Raw genomic sequence first — 22,430 nt, 5'->3', positions numbered from 1 at the left:
AAAAATGGAAGAATGGGGCTTTGCCCTTATTGAATAAAATGATACCGTTTCTTAAGCATTAGGGAGTCGAACCCTATATGCCCTGCACTTGTTAAACTTTCGCCTTTTCGGATTGTCGGTCTTGCAAGGCGTTAGCCTTGCTGCACCCTTACGCACCAAAAAACGAAATTTTTCCTGCATGCAGGGTCGAAGAGTTTCCACAGAGCAAATTTTTTGTAAGACAAGGAAAAAGCGCAGATCATCCTGACGGATTGACGAGCATTTTGACGCAGGATTGCGGGAAATTTGCCTGTGGAAACCATATTGTGTTCGACTCCCTAATGCTTAAAATATATTTCCGAAAAAAGGAGGAAACCTTCATGAAATTCATTCGCGTCAAATCCCTGTGGCCTGAAAAAGAACATTTCTATTTAGAGCGGCCGGATACCGGGGAGGAATCTATTTTTCTTCATTTTCTGTCGCCGGCCGAGGTTTGGCTGGACGGGCGCTGGAATCCCGTTGAAACCGGCGCCTGTATTTTTTATGACGCCCATTCCTTACAGCGGTTCCGCACAAAAGAAAACCGCCTTCTGCATGATTGGTTTCACGCAGAAGGCGATTGCAGGGCCGTTATGAAAAAATATAAGCTATCCTTCAATCAGATCTATTATCCTGCCCACGATGAACGGATCACCCGTCTTATACAGGAAATTGAGCTGGAAATGCTGAGCCGGAAACCGTTCTTTGAAGACATTTGCGCCCTGAAAGCGGAAGAGCTTTTTGCCCATCTTGCCCGCTTTCTCTGTCCGCCGGAGCACAGGGTGGCGGTTCAACCCGATATCAGACAGCGCTTTGTGGAACTGCGCAGCCGGATCCATCAGACGTTTGAGCAGGACTGGACCGTAGAGAAAATGGCTCTGGAAATCAGTCTGAGCCCCTCCCGTTTTTATTCGCTGTACAAACAGATTTTCGGCTTAACTCCAAAACATGATTTGCAGATAACTCGTATCGAACACGCAAAAATCCTGTTAATGCAAAACCGTTATACCGTCGAGCAGATCGCCGAGATGGCAGGATACCGCAATCCCTATCACTTTATCCGCCAGTTTAAGCAGTTCACCGGCGTAACCCCCGGAAAATACGCTAAATCGTAAGCCCGGTAAAGCTCACATCCTTAAAGGATGCCATTCCGCCGCAGCGGAAGGCATGATGAGGTGTCTCGATAAAGTCATAGCTCAATTCTTCCATCTCATCGATTCTTCCTATCAGGTAATCTCCCAGCCGTACCTTCATGTCATAAAGCCTGTAAATCATTGTGCCGTAGCGGGCATTTATCGTCTCCCAGCCAAACGCCTTGTAGAAATCCATCCATATTTTCCGGTGCAGGCTCCAAAGTTCATGATAGTGCTCCGTCAGACTCTGAAGTTTTTCCTCATACAGGTATTCCAGATAATCCATATCCTTGTTTTCATATGCCGGGCGCAGCCTTGTGAGAATCTCACATTTTTCAATGGAGATCCGCAGTACCATCTGCACATACTCCATCAGCATTGGATGGCGGTTTTTCTGCTGCCGCACAACCTCCAAAGCCTCTTCATACCGCTTTTGAATATCACTCAAATCGGACCTTCCGGTCATATTGTACATCGGATCCGAATAGAATATCTTTTTGCCCATATAATTCGGATGAATCAGTCCTTCCCAGGTGCAATCCTTTGTGAAGGGATAGTGAAACTGCGAAACAGCCGCCATCTCGTCATAGTCATAACCGGTTACAAAGGTTACCATATCCTTGATGTGCTCCAGAGAACAATCCCTGCCGTGGTAGCAATATTCTGAGAAAACCGGAAGCCCCGCAAGTCCAAGAAAGTGGTTTGTATCCGTGCCGTCGTCTCCCCACATGGTAGCGTATACATCGGTAATACCCTTCTCACAGCACTGCTTCATCGCCGGGATCATGGATTGAAAGGTGAACTCGATGTTGGGCAGAAGCCCGCACCAAGTCCAGATTCCACCGCCGAACAAAATCTTTTTCCCAAGCTTCTGATGGGCTTTGATAAGTGCGCTGTAATCCTCCTCATCGGTATGATAATAATCGTAGTATACCAAATCCACATCCGGAATTTCAGCAATTTTTTCCTCCGGCACACTGTTGTTCCGATCATAGTATTCATCGGTTTCCGAACCGAAACGGAAAAACATATCGCTCCACATCATCGGCCTGAAATCGTATTTTTTGCAGATTTCCGTCACTCTGGCAAGATGCCTGTTTATCATATCATATTTATCCGCAGCGCCGTGTTTTTTGAAATAATTGCCCATTCCGACACCGAAAGTCTCATCCATTCCCACGTGGATGCGGCCGCTGCGGAAGGCTTTGCGCATGGTTTTTATCATCGCGTCAATCAGTTCATAGGACTTCTCCTCCCCGCACAGGATAACGCTGTCGGTATCCTTGACGGGATCCGCCTCGCTCCACCGGAAATATTTCTCCAGATGCCCCAGCGTCTGAATACAGGGTACAACCTCCACCCCCATGCTGTCGGCAAACCGGTCAATTTCCATAAGCTCCTCAACGGTGTAGCGCCCCCGGCGGTATCCAAAGAATGGATAGTCCTCCAGCTCATAGACATCCTCTGTGTAGAGCATCAGAAAATTCATGCCCAGAGCCGCCATATAACTGATATATTTTTTCACAGCTTCCACTTTCATCACACCGCCGCGGGACATATCCAGCATGATCCCGCAGGAGGAGAAGCACGGCTTCTCCATAATCGTGAAACTCTTTTTTCCCTCAAAGATGTTTTTCGCCATCAGCATCAGCCCGCGGGCGGCGGACGTCTTATCCGCCGCGCCGATCACCGCCTTGCCGTTCTCGAAGCTGACAAAAATCCCCTCGTGTTCTATCGTCTCGATATATCCGTCGTAAGTAAATCCAAGCAGCGGAAATACCGTGTTTTTTATTTTTGAAAACGTATCATTGCTTATCATGGCATTCTCCTAATCCGTGCATTTGTAAATCACCGCGTCATAGTCGTAAGCATAAAGCTGGAAGATAAATACTTTATAGTATTCCTTCGGATTCTGCTTATAGCCCATCAGATCTCCATAGTTGCCGAGCCGCACTTTATTGTCACCCTTTGTGTCATCAAAGACATACATGCTCTTTGCCAGCCGATGACCCTTTTCCTCCGCCGCCAGATTTTCCGGCGGTATGGCTGCGGGATCTTCCTTGGTGACCGTGTAAACATTTTTATATACGCTGCAGATATATCCGTAGACATAATCCCGTCCTGCTCCGTAAGCCGGCGCTGGATCTCCCTTTATATTCTTCTGTTCGGAATAGTCGAACAGAAGGTCAAAGTAGGAAATCTCACCCTTTGCATTCTTTCCGAGGAACATGACGTCTCCCGGTGTGATATCCGCAAACAGCTCGCCGTCCTTCGTGAAGGCAGTCCTCTTAACTCCCTGATACCAGTAGGTTACCTTGTGGACAATATCGCCCTTTTCATTGACCGCTGTCACAATCTTTTCAATCAGACTGCAAACTTCATAGGTTCCGAAACTATTCGCCGCGGTTCCCTGAAGCATGATTGCCGAGGCCTCCAGCTCAGAATCCGTCAGCTTATACGCCGTGAACGAATAGGTTTGCCCGTTTGTCAGAGCGCTGGGCTTGACAATGGAAAAATCGTCGTCGGCAGCCGCGGCGATATCACCCTCCGGCAGCATGAACACCTTGCAGTCCGAAGATAAGAATACCTCGCCGTCAAACTGGGTGGTGGAGAGATAATACTTCATGGAAAAATCCTTAACCTCATCGCGCCCTACCGTTTTTGTCAGCTGCGTCAGCGTATTGGCGCTGTCCTCCCCGCCGTTTCTCGCGACGGTATCAATGGTGGTCAAAACACCGTTTTCATTGATCTCGTACCGAATCATCTGCCGTTCTTTTAAAGCATTTCGCTCCGAATCGAAAAATCCGCTTACAGCGGAGAGCGTTTTGTCTCTCGTGCCGTCCACCGTGATCTTCTCACCAGTTTTCACAATCCTCATTTCGTCCTGATCGGTAAACAGCTTCACGTTTAAGAAATCGGAAAAAGTATCCTCCTTCATCATTCCAAGCAGATAAGCATAACCGCTCTCACTGCCGTTTTTCGGCTTATAACCGGCTGCTTTTCCGTTTGTGTTTAAGAGAAAGACGCCGAAAGAGCCAGTCTTCAAAGCGGGATAGCGATCGGTAAAGTCTTTGGTGATCGCAAAGCGGTCGCCGGTATCCAGCGTGATATATCCCTCTTTGGAATCCAGAAAAATTTCATGGATCGCTCCGACCTTCTTGCTGTTGGAGCGGTAGATCCGGCAAAGCTTCCCATCCTTGCTTTGAAGAACACTCAGCACATTCCATTCCAGCAGATAAGACACATCGATCTTCCTGCCGTCCTGATCATAAATGATACAGTCGTCAATGTCCCGGACCGAAATGGGGGAAGCGTTGTATTTCAGCTGAATCACCTCATTGTCGGTGCTGATTTTATCCACAATGAAGGTTTCGTAATCCGTGATGATCACAATGTTATAGCTGCCGCTGTCATTGTTTTCAATACAGGTGACCGTACCATCCTTAATCTGATACAGTCCCTTGTCAAATTCCTCAATCGCCTTGCCGTTATATATAATATTTGCGGCAGGAGAAATTTTCAGTTTGTAATCCTTGTCATTGTTCTCATAAAGAAGACTTCCGTTTTCATAGCCAACCATCTGTGCGGAGGTGACAGTGACAGCCCTGTTGTCCTCCAGTTCCTGATAGCAAACAACGGTTTCCTCCGCCTGATTGTAATAGACCTTAACCTTATAGCCGAGGCGTTCCCCGATATCCGTGCCGTTTGCTTTCAGCAGAAGATTCCCGACTTTCACATAGCCCTGCGGGAGTCCCTCCGGCTTGTTCAGCAGCGTATGTTCATTTCCGTTGACCACATCCTTTAAGGTATAAATCCCGTGATACTGGGACAATACATTCTGCCCTTTCACTTCCTGTCTGGAAACAGAGCCATCGCTTCCCACACGGATCACCTGAAACAGATCGGTCTCCAGAAAATTGGAAGAGAGAAGCGCCAGCTGACCTAAGGTAACGGTCTCGCTCTGCGCAATCTTCAGCCCTTTTAACATGCCCTTCTCATTGGCAACCGAGAAATAACCGCTGGGATATCCGCCGGAGTACTGGGCAAGCTGTCCGTATCCCAAAGCTTTCACAAAAGCGGCGACCGCTTCCGCATAAGTAATCTCATCCCCCGGCCGGAACAGCCCCTCTGAACCGTTCAGGATTCCCAGCTGACTGAGGATCTCAATCGCTGACGCGGCGCTGTGGGAAGCCGGCACATCTGCAAAAGCTTCTCCGCCGGAGAGCGCTATATCCATATTCATCATCTTTACCAACAGCGTGCTGAAATCCGCACGGGTTACCTTGTTTTCCCCGCTGACTGCCTCGTCTTTCACATCGCAGAAGCCCAGCCGCACAAGCAGCTGTATGTTTTGAATATATTTTTCCGTATTCTCTGCACCGGTATCCTCCGCAAAAGCGGGGAACACCTGCCAAAACATCGCAAAGGCCAAAAACAGCCCAATCATTTTCCGAATATTACGCATCCTTCTCATCCCCTTCTATTCCCATAAGCTGATAGACCAGCTGAGCGGCCTGGGCTCTGTCACAGAAGTCCTGCGGCCTTACCGTACCATCCTCATAGCCGGAAAGAATGCCCGCCGCGCTCAGAGCGGCAACCGCGTCATAGGCATAACCGGAAACCAGATTCATATCCGCAAACTGCTCGGAACGCTCATTCAGGGAGGTTCCCTTCCGCTGTGCCGTTTTGTAGAGCATTGCAGCGGCCATCTCACGGGTAAGCGGTTCCTGCGGGCTGAAAACGGTTTTATCGGTTCCGCTGACAATTCCGCTGTGATAAGCAATCGCCACATAATCCCGGAACCAGTCGTTTTCCCCGACATCCTCAAAGGGAATCTCCTTCTCGCCGTTGTTGAGATCGAACGCGAGAACCAGCATTTTCACAAACTCTGCTCGGGTTACCAGATTCTGCGGAACATATTTTCCTTCCGCCTGCCCTTTGACCACGCCCTTTTTATAAAGCGCATTCACCGCTTCCTGCGCCCAATCATAGCCCTGCATATCGTCAAATGCCGGTGTGTCTGCCGGTTCCGGCGAGGAGGTCGGCACGGGCGTTGGCGTGGCAGAGGGACCGAAGTCGACAATCGTTCCACCGCCGGAAGAGCCGCCGGAAGACGGTCTTCCGCCGGAGCCCGATTGACTGTTTTCCTCTTTCTTCGCCTGCGTCACCAGCGCGTCAAACTTGGTTTTCAGTTCCGTGAAATCGGAAAACTGCTTTCCCGTCATTCCGATATCAACGGGATCCGTATCTTTTAAGCGATTGTATTCCGTGAGGGACAAACCGATTTGCTCATCCATGGAGGTGATCAGCTTTTTGGTCTGTTTATAGTTTTCAGAACAGGAAAAGCCGCTTAAGATCGTCTGTTTTGCAAAGTCCTCCGCCAATGTTTCCGGAACCGTATATTTCACACCGCCCAGTCTGCTTTGCGTCTCTGTTTTTGCACGGTCGGAAATCACCTTGCTGTAAACCTCATAAACCGCCGGATCAAACCCAAAGATTTCATGATAGCCGTCCAGAATAGCGCCGACATCCTTCTTGTCATAAATTTTTCCCAGCACACAGGCGTAACCGAATATTTCATTCAGCTGGTTGACGCTCTGAAACTTCTGTTCCGGCAAGCTGCCGCGCATCGCGATCAACGCTTCGCAGGCAGTCGCTTTTCCTTCCGGAGACAGCAGATCATATGCAGAGGCATCCATCCCGAACGATTCCTGATATCCCGAGATCAACTCATCTGCTGTCTGGGCATTCTCCGCCGCGTTGAAGCGATCCAATCCATTCTGAATATAGTCCGCGGTATAATATCGGATCGCATCGGTCTGGACATCCGCAGCACCGTTTACGCCGCTGCGTACTTCATAGATTCCGCTCTCGCCTTCCATCTGAAAGACAAATTCCGCTTTTCCGTCTGTTGTCTTTTTCTGTGCCGCAAAGGAGGGAGCCGCTTCCGCTTCCCCTTCTTTTCCCTGTCTTCTTACAAGAACGGCCGCTTCCCGGACAACATCCGGCTCTTTGGTGTCAATTGCGACGGTGATCATGGAGGTGTCCGTATCCACCTGAGTGGAAACCTCCCAGGTCCCTTCATAAGCCGGAACCTGCATCTGATAAGCGGAAGAGCTCTTTTCCGTATTTCCATAGGAAACCACTGAGGAAACCGGAATCGGCAGTCCCTCTGCTTTCCATGCAAACAAACTGAGATTTTCTCCGTCTGCAATATCGCTGTCCACTGTCACTTCCGTACGCTCCGTCTTTTCACTGCCCGCTGTCATGCTCACTGGGTGCTGAGCCAACTTTTTCAGCTCATTCTGCGCACTGTAATACGCCGCGTACAGAGCGATTGTCTCCTCGCCGGCGGTTTCATTCTTTACATTCGCCTGATATTGGAAAGTGCCGGGCTGAAGCCACTGGATTTCGTCTGTGCCGTCGCTCAGCTTCATCTGTTCGGCATAGAGATAAGCTTTTCTCGTCGTAAAGGATTTTTGGCAGGGGATCTCCAGATTGTCAATATCCCGCAAGCCGACGCCTTTCAGCGTATATTTCGTCTCGTAATCCAGCGGTTTATCCAGAATCAGCGTAAAGTCATAGGGATTGAGCACGCTCTGTTTAACCTCTGTCACAACAGCGTCAGTCCCCTCCAAAGAGAAGGATCCCGGCTTCACGGTATTCAAATCCGCGATACAGCTTAGATTGATGCTCAGTTCCTTCACCTCGGAGTTCTCCGGGTTGTTGATCTCCGTATTTCTGACCGTAGGATACTCATAAATTTTCATGTAATCAATGTCAATAAAGGAGGTTCCTCCCCACTGAATATTTCCCAGCATACGCAGACGGAAACTGCCGGAGGTGGCGTATCCGTTCCCCGGGATATCAGAACCGACAATCTCTCCGTTCAGCAGAATCGTCCTCTTTGCCTCCTGGTTGTCATAGACCACCGTGATGGTGTTCCATTCATTGATCGGAGCGGTTCCCAAGAGTGTTCCGCCGTTTTTGTCATAAATGCCGTCCATGTTGGTGCCAGCTATTTTCTTGATCAAGCAGAACGGGGTGCCTCCCGCCTCACCGTGATAGGTAAGGCTGTTGGTCGCACTGGGATTCAGGCGTCTGTACCGAAATTCCAGAACCATTTTCGGTTTGCCGGGCGGTGTGAAAATTTTATTGACTTCCACATTGTTGGTTCCTGACCCCGCCGTGCAGGTCATTCGGAGCATTCCGTTGCCGGTTTCATCGACATACCGGAAACAGTTGCCGGCCGTCCCTTTGTTGAGCGCATTCAAATATTTTGGATCCAGACTTCCTTTCAGCACGTGAATCTCGGTTTCATCCGGTTCATAATTCTTGACATAGTCTTCATCATAGTAATAGGTAAATGCCGGATTTTCCGCCAGCACCGGAAACACTGTCAAACAGGACAGAACGATCAGTGTGCTGAGCAGAACGGCTGTTCCCTTTTTGAAAAATTTCATTCTTCTCCTCCTCCATCCGGATTTACTGCATGATATTGTATATCAGCTGTGCGGCCTCCGCTCTGGTCAAATTCTGTTTCGGGGCGAACTGTCCGTCCCCGACACCCTTGATCTTGCCGGAGCCGTACAGCAGTGCCACCGCTTCCTTCGCATAATCGGAAATGGAAGCGTAATCGGTGAAATCATCCTTCGACTGCGGCAATTCGATTTCTCTAAGTCCGCAGACGCGCCGGAGTATCACAGCCGCCATCTCGCGTGTAATCTGCTCCTCCGGTGCAAACAGATTCTCCTCCACGCCGGAAACAATCCCATTTTCGTTTGCCGCCAGCACAGAGCGGTAAAACCAATCCGTGCTCTGAATATCTTGAAATGGATTCTTATCGGTGTTTGCCTTAATCTCAAAACCCTCCGTCACAATCTTTACAAATTCTGCGCGGGTCACAGGATCGCCGGGTGCAAACCGTTTTTCCGCTTTCCCCTGTAAAACACCTTTTTCCGCTAAAGCTTCCACAGCCTCATTCGCCCATTCAAAGCCGGCCATGTCCGTAAACGCCGGGGTTTTCTCTCCCTGATTTTCACCGGTTGCAGGAGGTGTGGTTGGGGTTGTTCCGCCTGTTCCGCCCGTTCCTCCCTGCCCGGAAGAACCGCCGCTTCCAGATCCGCTGTTTCCTGTTCCTTCAGACGGTTTCGTGGTAGGCTGCGGATCGGACGGCGTGTTATCTTCCTTAGGGACTTCCTCGCCGTTTACTGCTTTCATCGCATTTACAACCGCTTTGGACGCCGCTTTCACCTCTTCGATATCCGTCTCTGCAGTGATCGCTTTCGCTTTAGTCAGCGCTTCGGTGAAAGCACTCCACTGCGCTTCATCCGCATCGCCTTGTTTCATTTTATCCGCTTTTTCAATGATAGCGCGCAGCCGCTGCCGCTGATTCATGGGCAAGCGAGCCAGCGAAGTTCCGTTCTGGTAATACAGATTGCCCTCGCTGTCACGGCACAGATACATGATGTCTCTCGGTCCTTTGTAGAGGGTTTTGGATTCCATTGTCTCGACATTGACTGCCGTTATCTTTCTGCCGGCGGTAGTATACATGGTTCCGTCATCTCCCCACAGAATTTCATGCCCGACAAACTTACTTCCCTGAGAAGCACCGGGATAGAGAGATTTGCTCTTCACAACCTTTAACGTATCCGGATCCATGGCAAAGATGGTTCCATCCTTGTCGGATACCGCCCACAAAAGCCCGTCGGGACCGAAGCTCATCCGCCCGATGACGACGGAAGTAGTCCCCACTTTCGGAATATCCGGCACAACCTCTTTCAGCACCTCGCCGGTCTGTGCGTCCAGCACGGCTACTTTTGCCTGCGATTCAATCGGATCGTCTCCGAGACCGCCGACAATGGTCGAACTTGCATAAATTTTGCCGTCCTTATACGCCAAACCGGAAATCCCCTGGTTTTTGATCGCTCCTACATAGGCTTTGGTATTCGGATTTCCCTGCTCGTCCTCGGTGTAGACAAAGATCGCTCCGTCATGCTTTCCATAAGACGCAATGGTACCAAACAGAAGCATGTCACCCGCAGGTTCTACGACAAAAGGCCGATCCTGCCCGTCATTCTCGTCATAGATTAATCCGGGATTCCCCGCCGGATCGCCCTTTAAGTAGTTGACTGGTTTATTCGGATCATACCGGTAAAAGGCAGAGCCTGTATACGTTCCGTAATAAACCTTTCCTTTCCAGATACCCAAGCCTTCGATCTGACGGAAATTCGGAATGTTAAACAGAATCTTTCCGGTTTTGATGTCATAAGCGCTGGTGGAACCCTCGTTTCCGCTGATATAGATGATATCGTCCTCCGAGCAGCGGATAGCGGTCGGTGTGACAAAGGAGCCTGCCTCCGTCGTACCGAAATCGGTCGGCACCGGATGGAGAACCCCCTCCTCCGGAACGATATAGCTGTTGAGCATTTCACCATTCATCCACATCAATGCCCATCTGCCGTCGCGCAGCTTCAGCCAGTCGAAGCCGATATGGCTGGAGCCCATAACGTTTTCAGGGACAGTCCCAATCTCCTGTTTTTCTTTTGTATCGGTGTTATAACTGTATACTTTATTTCCCGCCACGAAATAAATCAGGCTTGGATTTACCGGAGATGGTGGAGAAATCGCGTAATATCCGCCTGCCGTCTGAATTTTAAACTGATCCACCGTCTCGAAGGTTTCCTCGTCAATGACATAAACCGTTGTGCTGAAAGCGACAAATATCTTGCCGTTTGCGACAGAAACCCTGGAAATGAACGTACCTCCGGATTCCCTTGTATTCTGTGGAAGTTCTATTTTCTCTCCCGTTTCGCGATTGTACTGAATCAGCGCCTGCACGTTAACGTTACCGCCGCAGCCGGCATACAGATATTTATCCGTAGCGTACAAGCCCTGCACATAGTCCGCGCCTTCCTTCATCACGCCGAGATCCGTATAGGTCTTTGACGAAATATCGTATTCAATGGCGTGACCGTCCTGCTTGCTGGCATAGCCCGCAATGATCAGCTTGTTGCCGCTTGCGGGAACGATATGCCAAAGAAACTTATGGGTCGGGGACACAACGCCCAAATCCTCATATTCTTTGGTGATGGGATTATAGCTATGTAATTTCCCGTCGTTTGTCCCGGCAAAATAAATCAGATCATTGGGTCCCTTCGCGACAGCCCACGCTCTGGTGATCCCCGGGATCGGCTTGGAGGATTTCAGCTCTCCTGTCTCCGCATCGACCACACAGAAGGTACCGGGTGCGCCGGATGCGACAAAATAGACCTCCGGATTTCCGTCTGCGTCATAGCCGTACGCTGCTTTCATGGCAGAGCCAAGACGCACAACGCCTCCCAGATCCACCGGCACTGTGAAGGAAGGCCCGGTGGTCAGCGGCTGTCCGTCATCCTCGTCCTGGCCTTGCCCGGGGGTATCCGTTCCGGTATAGCTGGTTTTGATTCTGGTCACTCTTACATTGTCCAAATATACCTCCTTTCCCTTTGAAAGGTCAGCACGGAATTTAATCACGCGCAAAACATGGGGATTCGGCGGTTTCGCATAGATTATTTTCTCTGCAACGAACTCGTCATTGACAAACAGCTTCATCTGATTCGCCTGTACGTCGCACAAAATGGTAAAGTGGTTCCACTGCATATATTCGTAGTTCATCAAATCCTGATAAGCTTTGGAACCGTTAGTGGTTACATATTGCCCCTGCACTTTGTTTTCAATCAGATTGACCAGCACATCGTTTGTCAAAAAACCGTATTCCTGTAAAAAACAATAAATATTGTTTCCCATGGTTTTCAAATCAAAATCGATCCGAAAGTCGGTGGGATCCGCCGCTGTGTTAAGAGACTTTAACATGTCTACACTGACGGTCGTATCCGTGGTGTTATAAAATTTCACAACCTTGTTATCGGTCGCACCGTCGTATACAACCATTGTCTTGTCCTCCGCTACGCCGGACCAGTTGGTTGTCCCGTAGACATACACGTTGGACGATCCGGGAACTACAGTCCCCGCCTCATACCCTTCAAAGTCGTCAGAAAATAACACTTCCCCTTCCTCTGACGGCAGAACTTCCACTGCGAGAGCTGGAACCGCGCCCATACAAAGAGCACATATCAGCAAACAGCACAGGGAAACCCGCAATGTTTTTTTCACATACATTTCACATACCTCCTATTTATTGTATATCATTCCTGATATCTTTGTTATGTCTCCGGCTTCTCCAGCGATTGTTCCTGCAATCGTTTGAATTCCGAAGGGGAATAGCCGGCCATTTTTTTAAATGCCCTGGAAAAAGAATGGATGGATCCATAATTTAATTTCTCGGCAATCTGTGTAAAACTCATCTGATCCTTTTGTATAAAATCTTTTGCTTTCTCAAAACGGATTTCATTGTAATATTCCTGCAAGGATCTTCCGGTTTTGTTCGCGAAAAGATGAGAGATATAAAAATAGCTGTATCCAAGCTTCTCCGCAATCAAAGGAAGATTCTGAATTCCCTCGATATTGTTTTCGAGATAATGAATCACTTTATAGACAATCTTGTTTCCCGCATCCCGTTCATTTTCAGGCAAATAAGGAGTCGAAGAATTTCCGGAAAAGCTTCGATACGCCATTATAACAATCTGTTTCAAAAACATCTTCATCATTTCTTTGGAGCACTCATTGTTCTCTATAATCTCGGAAAAGAATTTGACGAAAGGGTATTCCATCCCAATGGTATCCCTCGCAATCGGGTAAACAACCCTGTCAAAAGCCTGTTTGATTTTACAAAGCAGATCGTTGTGCAGTGATTTTTCATTAAAATCAAATCCCAGATAAAAATAGCGGAAAGGTTCGCTTGCATCTGCCTTTCCCGAGTGAAATTCTCCAGGCACATTCAAATAAATATCTCCCTGCTTGACCTTATAGCTTTGATCGTTTGTGCAGAACGTACCGTACCCTGAAATAACCAGGCTGATCTCATAGCAGATTTGCTCATGCTTTTCAATGAACCTGTCACCCTCGCAGAAAAGATCGCCGATTTGAATTAATGTTATCTCGTCAGAGATGTCCTGATTTTCCGTGTAACAATTATTAAAATGCAATTTCCCTTTATATTGCTTCTTGAAATTGAATATCTCTTCCATAGCACCTCAGTTCCTTTTCTGTTTCCTATCGCCATGAAACCACTATTCTTTTCTTTTATTTTATCAAAATACTCCTTTTTTGTCTTTGTCATAATATGCGGTACTGTTGTACAATGATTGCTATTTTTGAGGATACTGCATACTATTTCCCAAAAAGCAAACAGAGATTTCAGTGATATCAGACAAAGGAAAGTGGCTCCGTGTGCGCAGCCGGCTATCAAAAAAAGCTGATAACCGTGACAAAAACGCCTCAATTATCAGCCTTATTTTTTAATCCTTTCTCCAGACCATTCTGTTTACGACTCCCGTATAGCTTTGAATCAGCTTCACAACCTTCACCGATACATTTTCATCCGTATAGTCGGGAACAGGGATACCGTAATCCCTGTTTTGATTCATTTCCACTGCCGTGTCCACGGCTTGGAGTACCTGTTCCCGCGTGATTCCGGCCAGAATAAAGTTGCCTTTGTCCATCGCCTCCGGCCGTTCGGTACTCGTTCGGATACAGACCGCCGGAAACGGATGACCTGCCGACAGGAAAAAGCTGCTTTCCTCCGGCAGTGTACCGCTGTCCGAAACCACCGCAAACGCATTCATCTGCAGATGATTGTAGTCATGGAACCCGAGCGGTTTATTTTGTATGACTCTCGGGTCAAACTGAAATTTCCGTTTTTCAATATACTTCGCACTTCTGGGATGGCAGGAGTAAAGGATTGGCATATCATATTTTTCCGCCAGCGCGTTTACCGCGTTCATCAGGCTGAAAAAGTTTTCTTCAGTGTCAATGTTTTCCTCCCGGTGCGCGGAGAGCAGAATATAGTTTCCTTTTTTCAAACCAAGGCAGTTCAGCACATCGCTCTTTTGAATGGCTTCCAGATTGGCATGGAGCACCTCCGCCATCGGCGAGCCGGTCACATAGGTTCTTTCCCTCGCCGTCCCCTCCGCATTCAAATAGCGGCGGGCATGTTCGCTGTAGCACAGGTTCACATCGGAAATATGGTCGACAATCCTCCGGTTGGTCTCCTCCGGCAGACACTCGTCAAAACAGCGGTTTCCCGCTTCCATATGGAAAATGGGAATGTGCAGGCGCTTTGCACTGATTGCCGAAAGGCAGGAGTTGGTATCGCCCAGTATCAGAAGCGCGTCCGGCTTCTGCTCCGCCATAAGACGGTAAGACTTTGCAATGATATTGCCGATGGTTTCGCCTAAATCGTTCCCCACCGCGTCCAGATAGAAATCCGGCGCGCGGAGCCCCAGATCGTCAAAAAACACCTGGTTGAGCTCATAGTCATAGTTCTGTCCGGTGTGCACCAGAATCTGTTCAAAATAGATATCGCATTTTTTGATCACGGCGGCAAGGCGGATGATCTCCGGCCTTGTTCCCACAATGGTCATCAGTCTCAGTTTACTCATATTCCTTCTCCTCGTGAAACCTCTTCAAAGTAAGTATCCGGCCGGTCCGGATCAAAGCATTCATTGCACCACATAAAGGTCACCAGATCGGTTTCCCCCTCATTGACGATGCTGTGAGTGTATCCGGTGGGGATATCCACAACTTCTATGTTCTCGCCGCTGACATGGTAATCGATCACTTCATCGCCGCCGATTTTCCGAAACCGGATCAGCCCTTTTCCACTGACCACCACAAATTTTTCATTTTTCGTGTGGTGCCAGTGGTTCCCCTTTGTGATACCAGGCTTGGAGATATTGACGGAGAACTGTCCCCGGTCCGGCGTGCGGATGATCTCGGTAAAGCTTCCCCGTTCGTCGATATTCATTTTCAGCGGATAGCTGAATTGATCTTTGGGAAGATAGCTTAAATAGGTGCTGTACAGCGCCTTCTCAAAAGGGTTGTCCAGCTTGGGCACAGACAGGGTCTTTCGGCTCTCCCGAAAGGAATACAGCAAATCCGCAATTTCTCCCAGTTTAACGGCGTGAACCACCGGAACCGAACAGAAATCACCCTCTCGGTTTTCCTGTCCCGACAATGCGCAGAGAAACTCCTCCACCACATCGTCAATATATACCAGCTTCATATCCGTATTGGGATCGTTTATCTGGATGGACAAGCCGTTGGCAATATTATGGCAGAAGGTCGCCACAGCGCTGTTATAATTGGGCCGGCACCATTTTCCAAACACATTGGGAAGCCGGTAGACCAGCGTCTTTACCCCATTTCCCCTGCCGTAATCCAAAAGCAAGTCTTCTCCCGCTTTTTTGGATCGCCCGTAAGGATTATCAAGGGCCGCCTGAATGGAGGAAGTAATCAATACCGGCGCTTTGTTCCCATTCTTTTTCAGGGATTGAAGCAGTACTGAAGTGAATCCGAAATTTCCCTCCATAAATTCGTTCTCATCCTTTGGACGGTTCACGCCCGCCAGATGGAACACAAAGTCACAATCCTTTGTGTAGAGATCGAGCAGTTCGGGATTGGTATCCATATCATATTCATAAAGGGTGAGCTCCGAAGTCAGCCCATCCTTTTTAACCTTGCCGTCTTTTATATTATGCAGCTGTGCGATCAGATTTTTTCCGACGAAGCCCTTGGCTCCGGTAATCAGCAGCCTCATCGTCTCTCCTCCCACTGTGCGATTTCATCTTGGATATATCTCAGGCTGAGAAGCTTTTCCTTCACCTGTTCCACCGTCAGAAGCTCTGTATTATTAGAGTTGAACTCTGTCAGAGAATTGCGCTCCTTATCGCCTATCTTAAAATATTTATCGTAATTCAGACTGCGCTTGTCCGCAGGTACGCGATAAAAATTCCCCATGTCAATTGCATGGGCGCACTCCTCGTTGGTGAGAAGTGTCTCGTACATTTTTTCGCCGTGCCGAATCCCGATGACTTTGATTTCATTCTCCGCATGAAACAGCTCTTTCACCGCCCGCGCCAGCACTCCAATGGTACAGGCGGGTGCTTTCTGCACCATGATATCCCCGCTCTGCGCGTTTTCAAAGGCGAACAGCACCAGCTCTACCGCTTCCTCCAGACTCATGATAAAGCGGGTCATTTTCAGATCGGTCACAGTCAGCGGCTTTCCGGCTTTGATCTGTTCGATAAACAGCGGAATCACGGAACCTCTGGAACACATCACGTTGCCGTAACGAGTTCCGCAGATCAAGGTTTTATCCGGTGATACCGTACGGGATTTCGCCACAAACACTTTTTCCATCATGGCTTTTGAGGTTCCCATCGCGTTCACCGGATAAGCCGCCTTGTCTGTGGACAGGCAGATTACTTTTTTTACCCGCTCTTCGATGGAGGCGGTCAGAACATTGTCCGTGCCTATCACATTGGTTTTCACTGCTTCCAGCGGAAAAAACTCGCAGGAGGGAACCTGCTTTAGTGCAGCAGCGTGAAAAATATAATCCACCCCGTGCATCGCGTTTTTGACGGACGCCAGATCACGCACGTCGCCGATATAAAACTTAATCTTTTCACTCAATTCCGGATATTTTACCTGGTATGTATGCCGCATATCATCCTGCTTTTTTTCATCCCGGGAAAAGATGCGGATCTCGCCGATATCGGTATCCAAAAAACGGTTCAATACCGCATTGCCGAACGAACCAGTCCCCCCGGTAATCAATAGTGTTTTTTCATGAAACATGGATTCTGCCATCTCGCTCTCCTCTTTCATTCTATTTGTGATGATTTCCTGTTTTCTTCCAAAAATTCGGTTATTTTTTCTACGGATACGGCGACATCAAAATGTTTTTCCGCATAGATGCGCCCTGCAAGTCCCATTTTACGGCGCAATTTACCATCACAAGCCATTCTTTTTATCTGAGCTGCAAAGGTTGCCGCATCCTCGGAATAAACCGCGGCGCCGCATCCGCTTTGACGTATCATATCCCCAATGTCGGTCACCCGATCCGTCGCCGCCAACACCGGCATGCCAAACTCCATATAGGACAGAATACGGGATGGATAATTCGGAATCGTAAAACGGCAGTCCAACAGGATCAGTCCCACATCGCATTCCCGCACAAAGGCTTCATATTCCTCACGATGCAGATTTTCAAGCATAACATAGTTTTTGCATCCGCCCCGTTCCAGCCGCATTTTTGCAGAATTCTTTTCACTCCCGCGCCCCACCAGGACAAAAAAGATTTTTTTCTCTTCTTTTAAGGATATCATAGTTTCCGTCAAAAAGTCAAGCGCCTGCGGTTTTCCCAGATTGCCTCCAAAGAGAAAAACCACCGCGTCGTCAGGAATTCCATATTTTTGGCGGAGCGGAAACTCCTCGGAACGCGGCGCAAGCGGACGGAGCTTTTTGGTGTTTGGAAAAATCGACAGTTTATCTGACGGAAGCTGCGGATTATGCTTCAAAAGATACTGCCGGTTTGCCTCCGACATGCAACCAATATAACTGGCACATTTGTAAAGCTTTTTCTCCTGAGAACGAAAAATCCGATAGAGAACACCATTGGGACGGTATAAGCCGAGATCGGCCCCATTTTGCGGAAAAATATCCTTGAGCATCAAAAAAGAAGGGCATTTGAAATATTTCATTGCCCACGCGGCCGTTTTCGATAAAGTAACCGGCGGCGATTCAAATAAAATAAGATCAAATGCCTGTTTTCCAATATATTTCCTGATTCCGCGTATCATCTGCCTTGGAAGCAAATAGGCGGCCATTCCTTTTCGGATAAAATTCACATTATAGTACGGCGCCGTACGCACCCGCAGAACCGAAAGATTCCTTTCCGTGCCGATCCGTGTGACACCGTCCGCGGTATTGCCAGCTGCAGTGACAGTCATTTGATGTCCAGCCTCATGAAGGGCTTCCGCCAAATCCGTATAGATTGTCGCGCCTTCCTGTTCGGCAGGAAACACCGTGGAGAGATACAAAATATTCATGCCCGTTCCTCCTCATTCCACAGATGATAAATACTGTTCAACGATTTTTCAGAAAAGCCGCACTTGTGATAAAAATTGACTGCAGGCGTGTTGTTGAGCTGTGTACCGACCAGAATGAATTTCATTCCTTTGGCGGCTAAAAAACCTTTCAGTTTTCCTATCATTTCCCCTCCGATTGACTGCCTTCGAAAAGAGGAAGAAACCGCAATCAGTTCAATCCGGGCGCTCTTGGTTTCAAAATTCATGGAGAACAAAATGTAACCGACGCAGCTTCCCTTTTCTTTCACTGTCAGAAAATACTTATCCGGTTTATCAAACGCATTTTCCAGCCATTTGATGTGCACATTGTCTCCATTCAGTGCTTTCAGAAACGGATCCGTATGAAATCTGGAATAGCAGTATGCGCCCTCGGCAATTTGTAAAACGGTTTCATCCCGAGGCTTATCCGCTGCAATCTCATAATTCAGACCACTTGTTATACCGGTACCGCCGGAGAGAATCTTCTTTTCAAACTGAATGTTGATATCCGCAAGATAAGCTTTCGTCTTGGAGCCAATCATACGGTTATTACAGTGCAGATCGGCAGTGTTCACAATGGTCAGAAACGGATATTGATCCGAAGCCGAAATCAGCCGCTTTATATCCTCTTCGTCCATTGCCCCGTTTATCACTGCTTTCGCACAGGGACAGCCAAAAAAATCGGTATCCCAAGCAAGGGGCTGGATTTTCAGTACACTCATATAATTTTCTCCAATACAGATGCTTCTTCTTCTCTCTCTTCCGGTTGTCCGGTGAAAACACTCTCCCTTTTGATGACACTGAAAATGGTCTTAAAAAAGATCCGAACATCAAGCCAAAAACAGATATGATCGATATAGTAGATATCAAGGGCAATCCTCTGTTTCCAATCAATGGAATTCCGGTAATAAGCCTGTGCCAGACCTGAGATACCCGGACGAACCTCCAATTTTCTGCATTCCTCTCCCACATAGAGGGAAAACTGTTCCGGAAGATCAGGCCGAGGTCCGATAAAACTCATATCCCCCTTCAGAACATTTAAAATCTGCGGCGCCTCGTCAACACTTATCCTTCGGATGAATTTTCCAATTCCTGTGAGTCTCGGATCGTCCAAAGCGTTGTATGTGGAACCGTCCGCATTTCTCAAATCAGGCGCGTTCACGCGCATGGTACGGAATTTGTACATTTTAAATCGTTTCCCGTTTTTCCCAAGGCGGTACGCATTGTAAAATACGCTGCCTCTGTCTGAGGCATAAATAACCGGCGCAAGCACAAGGAAAAGAAGGAAAAAAAACGGCAATGCCATAAGGGAAAGCAAAATATCCAAAACACGTTTTATATATTTTCCGTACATAACTCTCAATCCTTTAAAATACGTTTTATCGTTTCAGCCACATAATACGCGTCATCTTCCGTCATTTTGGAGTTCAGCGGAAGGGTGACCTCATTTTCAAACATTTCATATGCATTTGGATAATTTTCTATGCGGAAACCCATATTTTTATATGCGGTGTGCATTGGGAGCGGTTTATAATGCACATTGCTCGAAATCCCTTTTTGGGCAAGTTTCCTCATAAATATGTCACAATACTCCCGGCTCTTATCCGTAAGCCGTGTTAAGTACAAATGCCCGTTTGAGCGGTGCGCAGGGCCGAAATGGTTCAAAACCTGTACTTTTAAATCCTTCAAGCCCTCATTATATATCCCAATCACTTTTTTTCTTCTGCTCATCATCTCTTCATATCTGTCCAGCTGTCCCAGCCCGATCGCAGCGGCAACATCCGTCATATTGCATTTGTAGGCAAGGGATATAATATCATATTCCCAGGCATCCGCTTCTCTTTTGGAAAACGCGTCTCTGTCCTGTCCGTGCAGGGACAGCAGCATATACTTACGGTATAACTCCTCATAATCGATTCCAGACATGCCGCGCCAGGTCACCGCCCCTCCTTCCGCTGTCGTCAAGTTCTTGACCGCGTGGAACGAAAAACACGTGAAATCCGCTGCCTGACCGGACAGCATTCCATGACGGGCAGCTCCAAAGGAATGCGCCGCGTCAGCTATAATTACAACTCTTCCAAACGCCTTCTGCAAATCATTCTGAGGATGAAACAATTCCTTTTTTTGATAAACAGCGTCATATATCCGATCATAGTCACACATAATTCCCGCCAAGTCAACCGGAATAACTGCTTTTGTGCGTTCGGTAATTGCATGTTCCAGCTGCGTATAGTCCATTTCATAGGAACCCTTGGCAACGTCGACCAATACCGGTATCGCCCCCACATGCGCAATCACGCTTGCGGAAGCTGTATATGTATAAGCGGAGGTGATCACCTCATCCCCGGGGCCAATCCCCAATATTCTCAAGGTCATTTCCAGACAGGCAGTCGCCGAACTGAGACAGACCGCTTTCTTCGTGCGGCAAAACTCCGCTATCTTCTGTTCAAACCGTTTTGTTTTCGGTCCGGTTGTAATCCAGCCGGACTTCAGGACACGGATTACCTGTTGAATTTCTTCCTCTGATATATCGGGCGGAGAAAATGGTATCTGTCTTTCTGAACACATAATTATGAATACCCCCTTACCATCTTGAACCCACACACATTAAATAAGGCTTTCTGAATCGAAAACTCCATTTTATTTCATGAGTTTGTAAACTTTATCAGAAGCCCCCTATTTCAAAAAAAACCGCAACCCAGAAAGACTGGCTTGCGGTAACTGGCTATCATAACCCTTAAGAAGAGTGTTAGACCCTATAGCTTTGCGTACCTGCTTTTCAGCAGGGCTGCTCTTATCACATTTTGACGGCGTATCCTATACAACACGCTTATATTATCATTATACAAATTTATTTCAAAAAGTCAATATATTTATTCATTGAAAAATCTGTAATAAAACAAGAGAAGGCGAAAAACAAAGGCCTGTTTCAAACTCTGAAACAGGCCCCTGTTTTTGGAAGAATCCTCATATATGTACCACAAAAACTTACAATATGATTATAGTACAGGATTCCCTTTTCTGCAACAGGTTTATCTTTCCTAAGCTCTGGTACAGAAGGAAATCATTCCATTTTTGCAAATCAATTCCGGTTCCCCTTGAATCAGGGGCAGTGCATAATCAAAAAATTCATCCGTAACCCCGGAGCCATCTTTCTCGATCATAGACAGGGGCATTTTCTTCTCCAGATTTGCAATGTCAGCCACAGGTTTCGGCGTATAATCAATTTCATACCAAGCGGTGTCTTTGCGGTCAAAGCAAATCATAAACCCGTTGTCTCCGTTCTCCAGCCATTCCACCGCTTTCTGACCTGCTAGAAAAGCTTCCTCCACATCATTTTTCGCGGCTCCCTGGGAAAAACATCTCTGCAGAGTGTTGAGCTCGACCGTACGGGTTTTATAGCCCAGATTTTTTTTGATATAATGTTCCAGCGTGCGTCCGGCACCGCCCAGAACAGCATGTGCAAACTGATCGTCCTGATTTGATTTCTTGTCGGAATATTCGCAGATATAAGTGCCGTTGGCGTCCTTAATCCCTTCGGATATCGCTACAATCAAGCTCTTGCAGGTTTTGTTCTTCCTCTCGATCTGCCTGAGAAATTCCTCCATCTCAAAGGGAACCTCCGGCAGGCACACGATATCTGCCCCATGAAAGTACTTATCCCTTGCCAGACAAGCCGCTCCGGTGAGCCATCCCGCGTTGCGCCCCATAATTTCCACCAGCGTCACGGAATTGATATCGTACACCTTTGCGTCCAGTGTAAGCTGGCGGACGGCATTGGCCACAAACTTCGCTGCGGAACCATAGCCGGGCGTATGGTCGGTACCCGCCAAATCATTGTCAATGGTTTTCGGAACACCGGCAATTTTTAGATTTTTTCCTGTTTTCTGTGCATAGCGGTAAAGTTTATCTACCGTATCCATTGAATCGTTTCCGCCGATATAGAGGAAATACTCGATATCGTACTTTTGGAAAACCGAAAAGATTTTTTCATAGACTGCTTCCTCCTCATCCACTGCAGGAAGCTTTTTCCTGCAGGACCCCAGATAGGAAGAAGGTGTCTGCTTCAAAAGCTGAAGCATCTTTTCATCCTCGAATTTGTCCAGGGAAATGATGTGTTCCCCAACAACACCATTGATCCCGTTTATAGCGCCATAGACCTTGCGCCCGCTTCTCAATCCCGCGCTTACAACCCCCGCAAGCGAAGAATTGATCACCGCAGTCGGTCCCCCCGACTGCCCAACCAGTAAATTTCCCATTGTTTTTCTTA

The 22,430-nt window shown here is 47.9% G+C and carries 14 protein-coding genes and 1 riboswitch; of the genes, 1 reads left to right on the top strand and 13 read right to left on the bottom strand.

The features are described from left to right. Positions 1-359: 359 nt before the first annotated feature. Positions 360-1,133, top strand: coding sequence for an AraC family transcriptional regulator (locus KQI32_RS04170; RefSeq protein ID WP_216424091.1), 774 nt, complete (start codon positions 360-362; stop codon positions 1,131-1,133). On the opposite strand, the gene KQI32_RS04165 is transcribed toward KQI32_RS04170, so the two are convergent. The 13 genes from KQI32_RS04165 to KQI32_RS04105 all read right to left on the bottom strand — a co-directional run bounded on the left by KQI32_RS04165 (position 1,123) and on the right by KQI32_RS04105 (position 22,419). After that, entirely contained in the window at positions 1,123-2,970 is a 1,848-nt protein-coding gene (locus tag KQI32_RS04165; RefSeq protein WP_216424090.1) for a beta-N-acetylhexosaminidase, read from the bottom strand. The two genes, KQI32_RS04170 and KQI32_RS04165, sit on opposite strands and share 11 nt — an antisense overlap. A 9-nt stretch (positions 2,971-2,979) precedes the next feature. Continuing rightward, positions 2,980-5,616, bottom strand: coding sequence for an S-layer homology domain-containing protein (locus KQI32_RS04160; protein ID WP_216424089.1), 2,637 nt, complete (start codon positions 5,614-5,616; stop codon positions 2,980-2,982). Continuing rightward, positions 5,609-8,614, bottom strand: coding sequence for an S-layer homology domain-containing protein (locus KQI32_RS04155; protein WP_216424088.1), 3,006 nt, complete (start codon positions 8,612-8,614; stop codon positions 5,609-5,611). The genes KQI32_RS04160 and KQI32_RS04155 overlap by 8 nt, the downstream gene beginning before the upstream one ends. A 22-nt stretch (positions 8,615-8,636) precedes the next feature. After that, positions 8,637-12,311 (bottom strand): S-layer homology domain-containing protein, encoded by a 3,675-nt coding sequence (locus KQI32_RS04150; RefSeq protein WP_216424087.1) that lies wholly within the window; start codon positions 12,309-12,311, stop codon positions 8,637-8,639. A 44-nt stretch (positions 12,312-12,355) separates the two neighbouring features. Beyond that, the gene (locus tag KQI32_RS04145) at positions 12,356-13,279 is read right to left on the bottom strand and encodes an AraC family transcriptional regulator (protein WP_216424086.1); all 924 of its coding nucleotides are present in this window, start codon (positions 13,277-13,279) and stop codon (positions 12,356-12,358) included. A 270-nt stretch (positions 13,280-13,549) separates the two neighbouring features. Further along, a complete protein-coding gene (gene wecB / locus KQI32_RS04140) occupies positions 13,550-14,692 on the bottom strand; it encodes a non-hydrolyzing UDP-N-acetylglucosamine 2-epimerase (RefSeq protein WP_216424085.1) in 1,143 nt (380 codons plus the stop codon). Continuing rightward, positions 14,689-15,849 (bottom strand): capsular polysaccharide biosynthesis protein CapF, encoded by a 1,161-nt coding sequence (locus tag KQI32_RS04135; protein ID WP_216424084.1) that lies wholly within the window; start codon positions 15,847-15,849, stop codon positions 14,689-14,691. The genes wecB and KQI32_RS04135 overlap by 4 nt, the downstream gene beginning before the upstream one ends. Then, a complete protein-coding gene (locus KQI32_RS04130) occupies positions 15,846-16,889 on the bottom strand; it encodes a polysaccharide biosynthesis protein (RefSeq protein WP_216424131.1) in 1,044 nt (347 codons plus the stop codon). The genes KQI32_RS04135 and KQI32_RS04130 overlap by 4 nt, the downstream gene beginning before the upstream one ends. 26 nt (positions 16,890-16,915) lie before the next feature. Beyond that, on the bottom strand, positions 16,916-18,142 hold the full coding sequence (locus KQI32_RS04125; RefSeq protein WP_216424083.1) for a glycosyltransferase family 4 protein: 1,227 nt from the start codon (positions 18,140-18,142) through the stop codon (positions 16,916-16,918). Further along, entirely contained in the window at positions 18,139-18,882 is a 744-nt protein-coding gene (locus tag KQI32_RS04120; RefSeq protein WP_216424082.1) for a GNAT family N-acetyltransferase, read from the bottom strand. Before KQI32_RS04120 ends, KQI32_RS04125 begins: the two co-directional genes overlap by 4 nt. Then, positions 18,879-19,514 (bottom strand): sugar transferase, encoded by a 636-nt coding sequence (locus tag KQI32_RS04115; protein WP_216424081.1) that lies wholly within the window; start codon positions 19,512-19,514, stop codon positions 18,879-18,881. Before KQI32_RS04115 ends, KQI32_RS04120 begins: the two co-directional genes overlap by 4 nt. Before the next feature lie 5 nt (positions 19,515-19,519). Continuing rightward, positions 19,520-20,728, bottom strand: a complete 1,209-nt coding sequence (locus KQI32_RS04110) for a DegT/DnrJ/EryC1/StrS aminotransferase family protein (protein WP_216424080.1) — start codon at positions 20,726-20,728, stop codon at positions 19,520-19,522. Between the two features lie 145 nt (positions 20,729-20,873). Then, a riboswitch (cyclic di-GMP riboswitch) is annotated at positions 20,874-20,963 on the bottom strand. 238 nt (positions 20,964-21,201) lie between these two features. After that, positions 21,202-22,419, bottom strand: coding sequence for a 6-phosphofructokinase (locus tag KQI32_RS04105; RefSeq protein ID WP_216424079.1), 1,218 nt, complete (start codon positions 22,417-22,419; stop codon positions 21,202-21,204). Between the last annotated feature and the right edge of the window lie 11 nt (positions 22,420-22,430).

It is taken from the genome of Acetivibrio sp. MSJd-27 (assembly GCF_018918095.1).
Taxonomy (GTDB): domain Bacteria; phylum Bacillota; class Clostridia; order UMGS1840; family HGM11507; genus HGM11507.
Note: the sequence above shows the minus strand (reverse complement) of the source record. Positions and strands in the feature narration are given on the sequence as shown.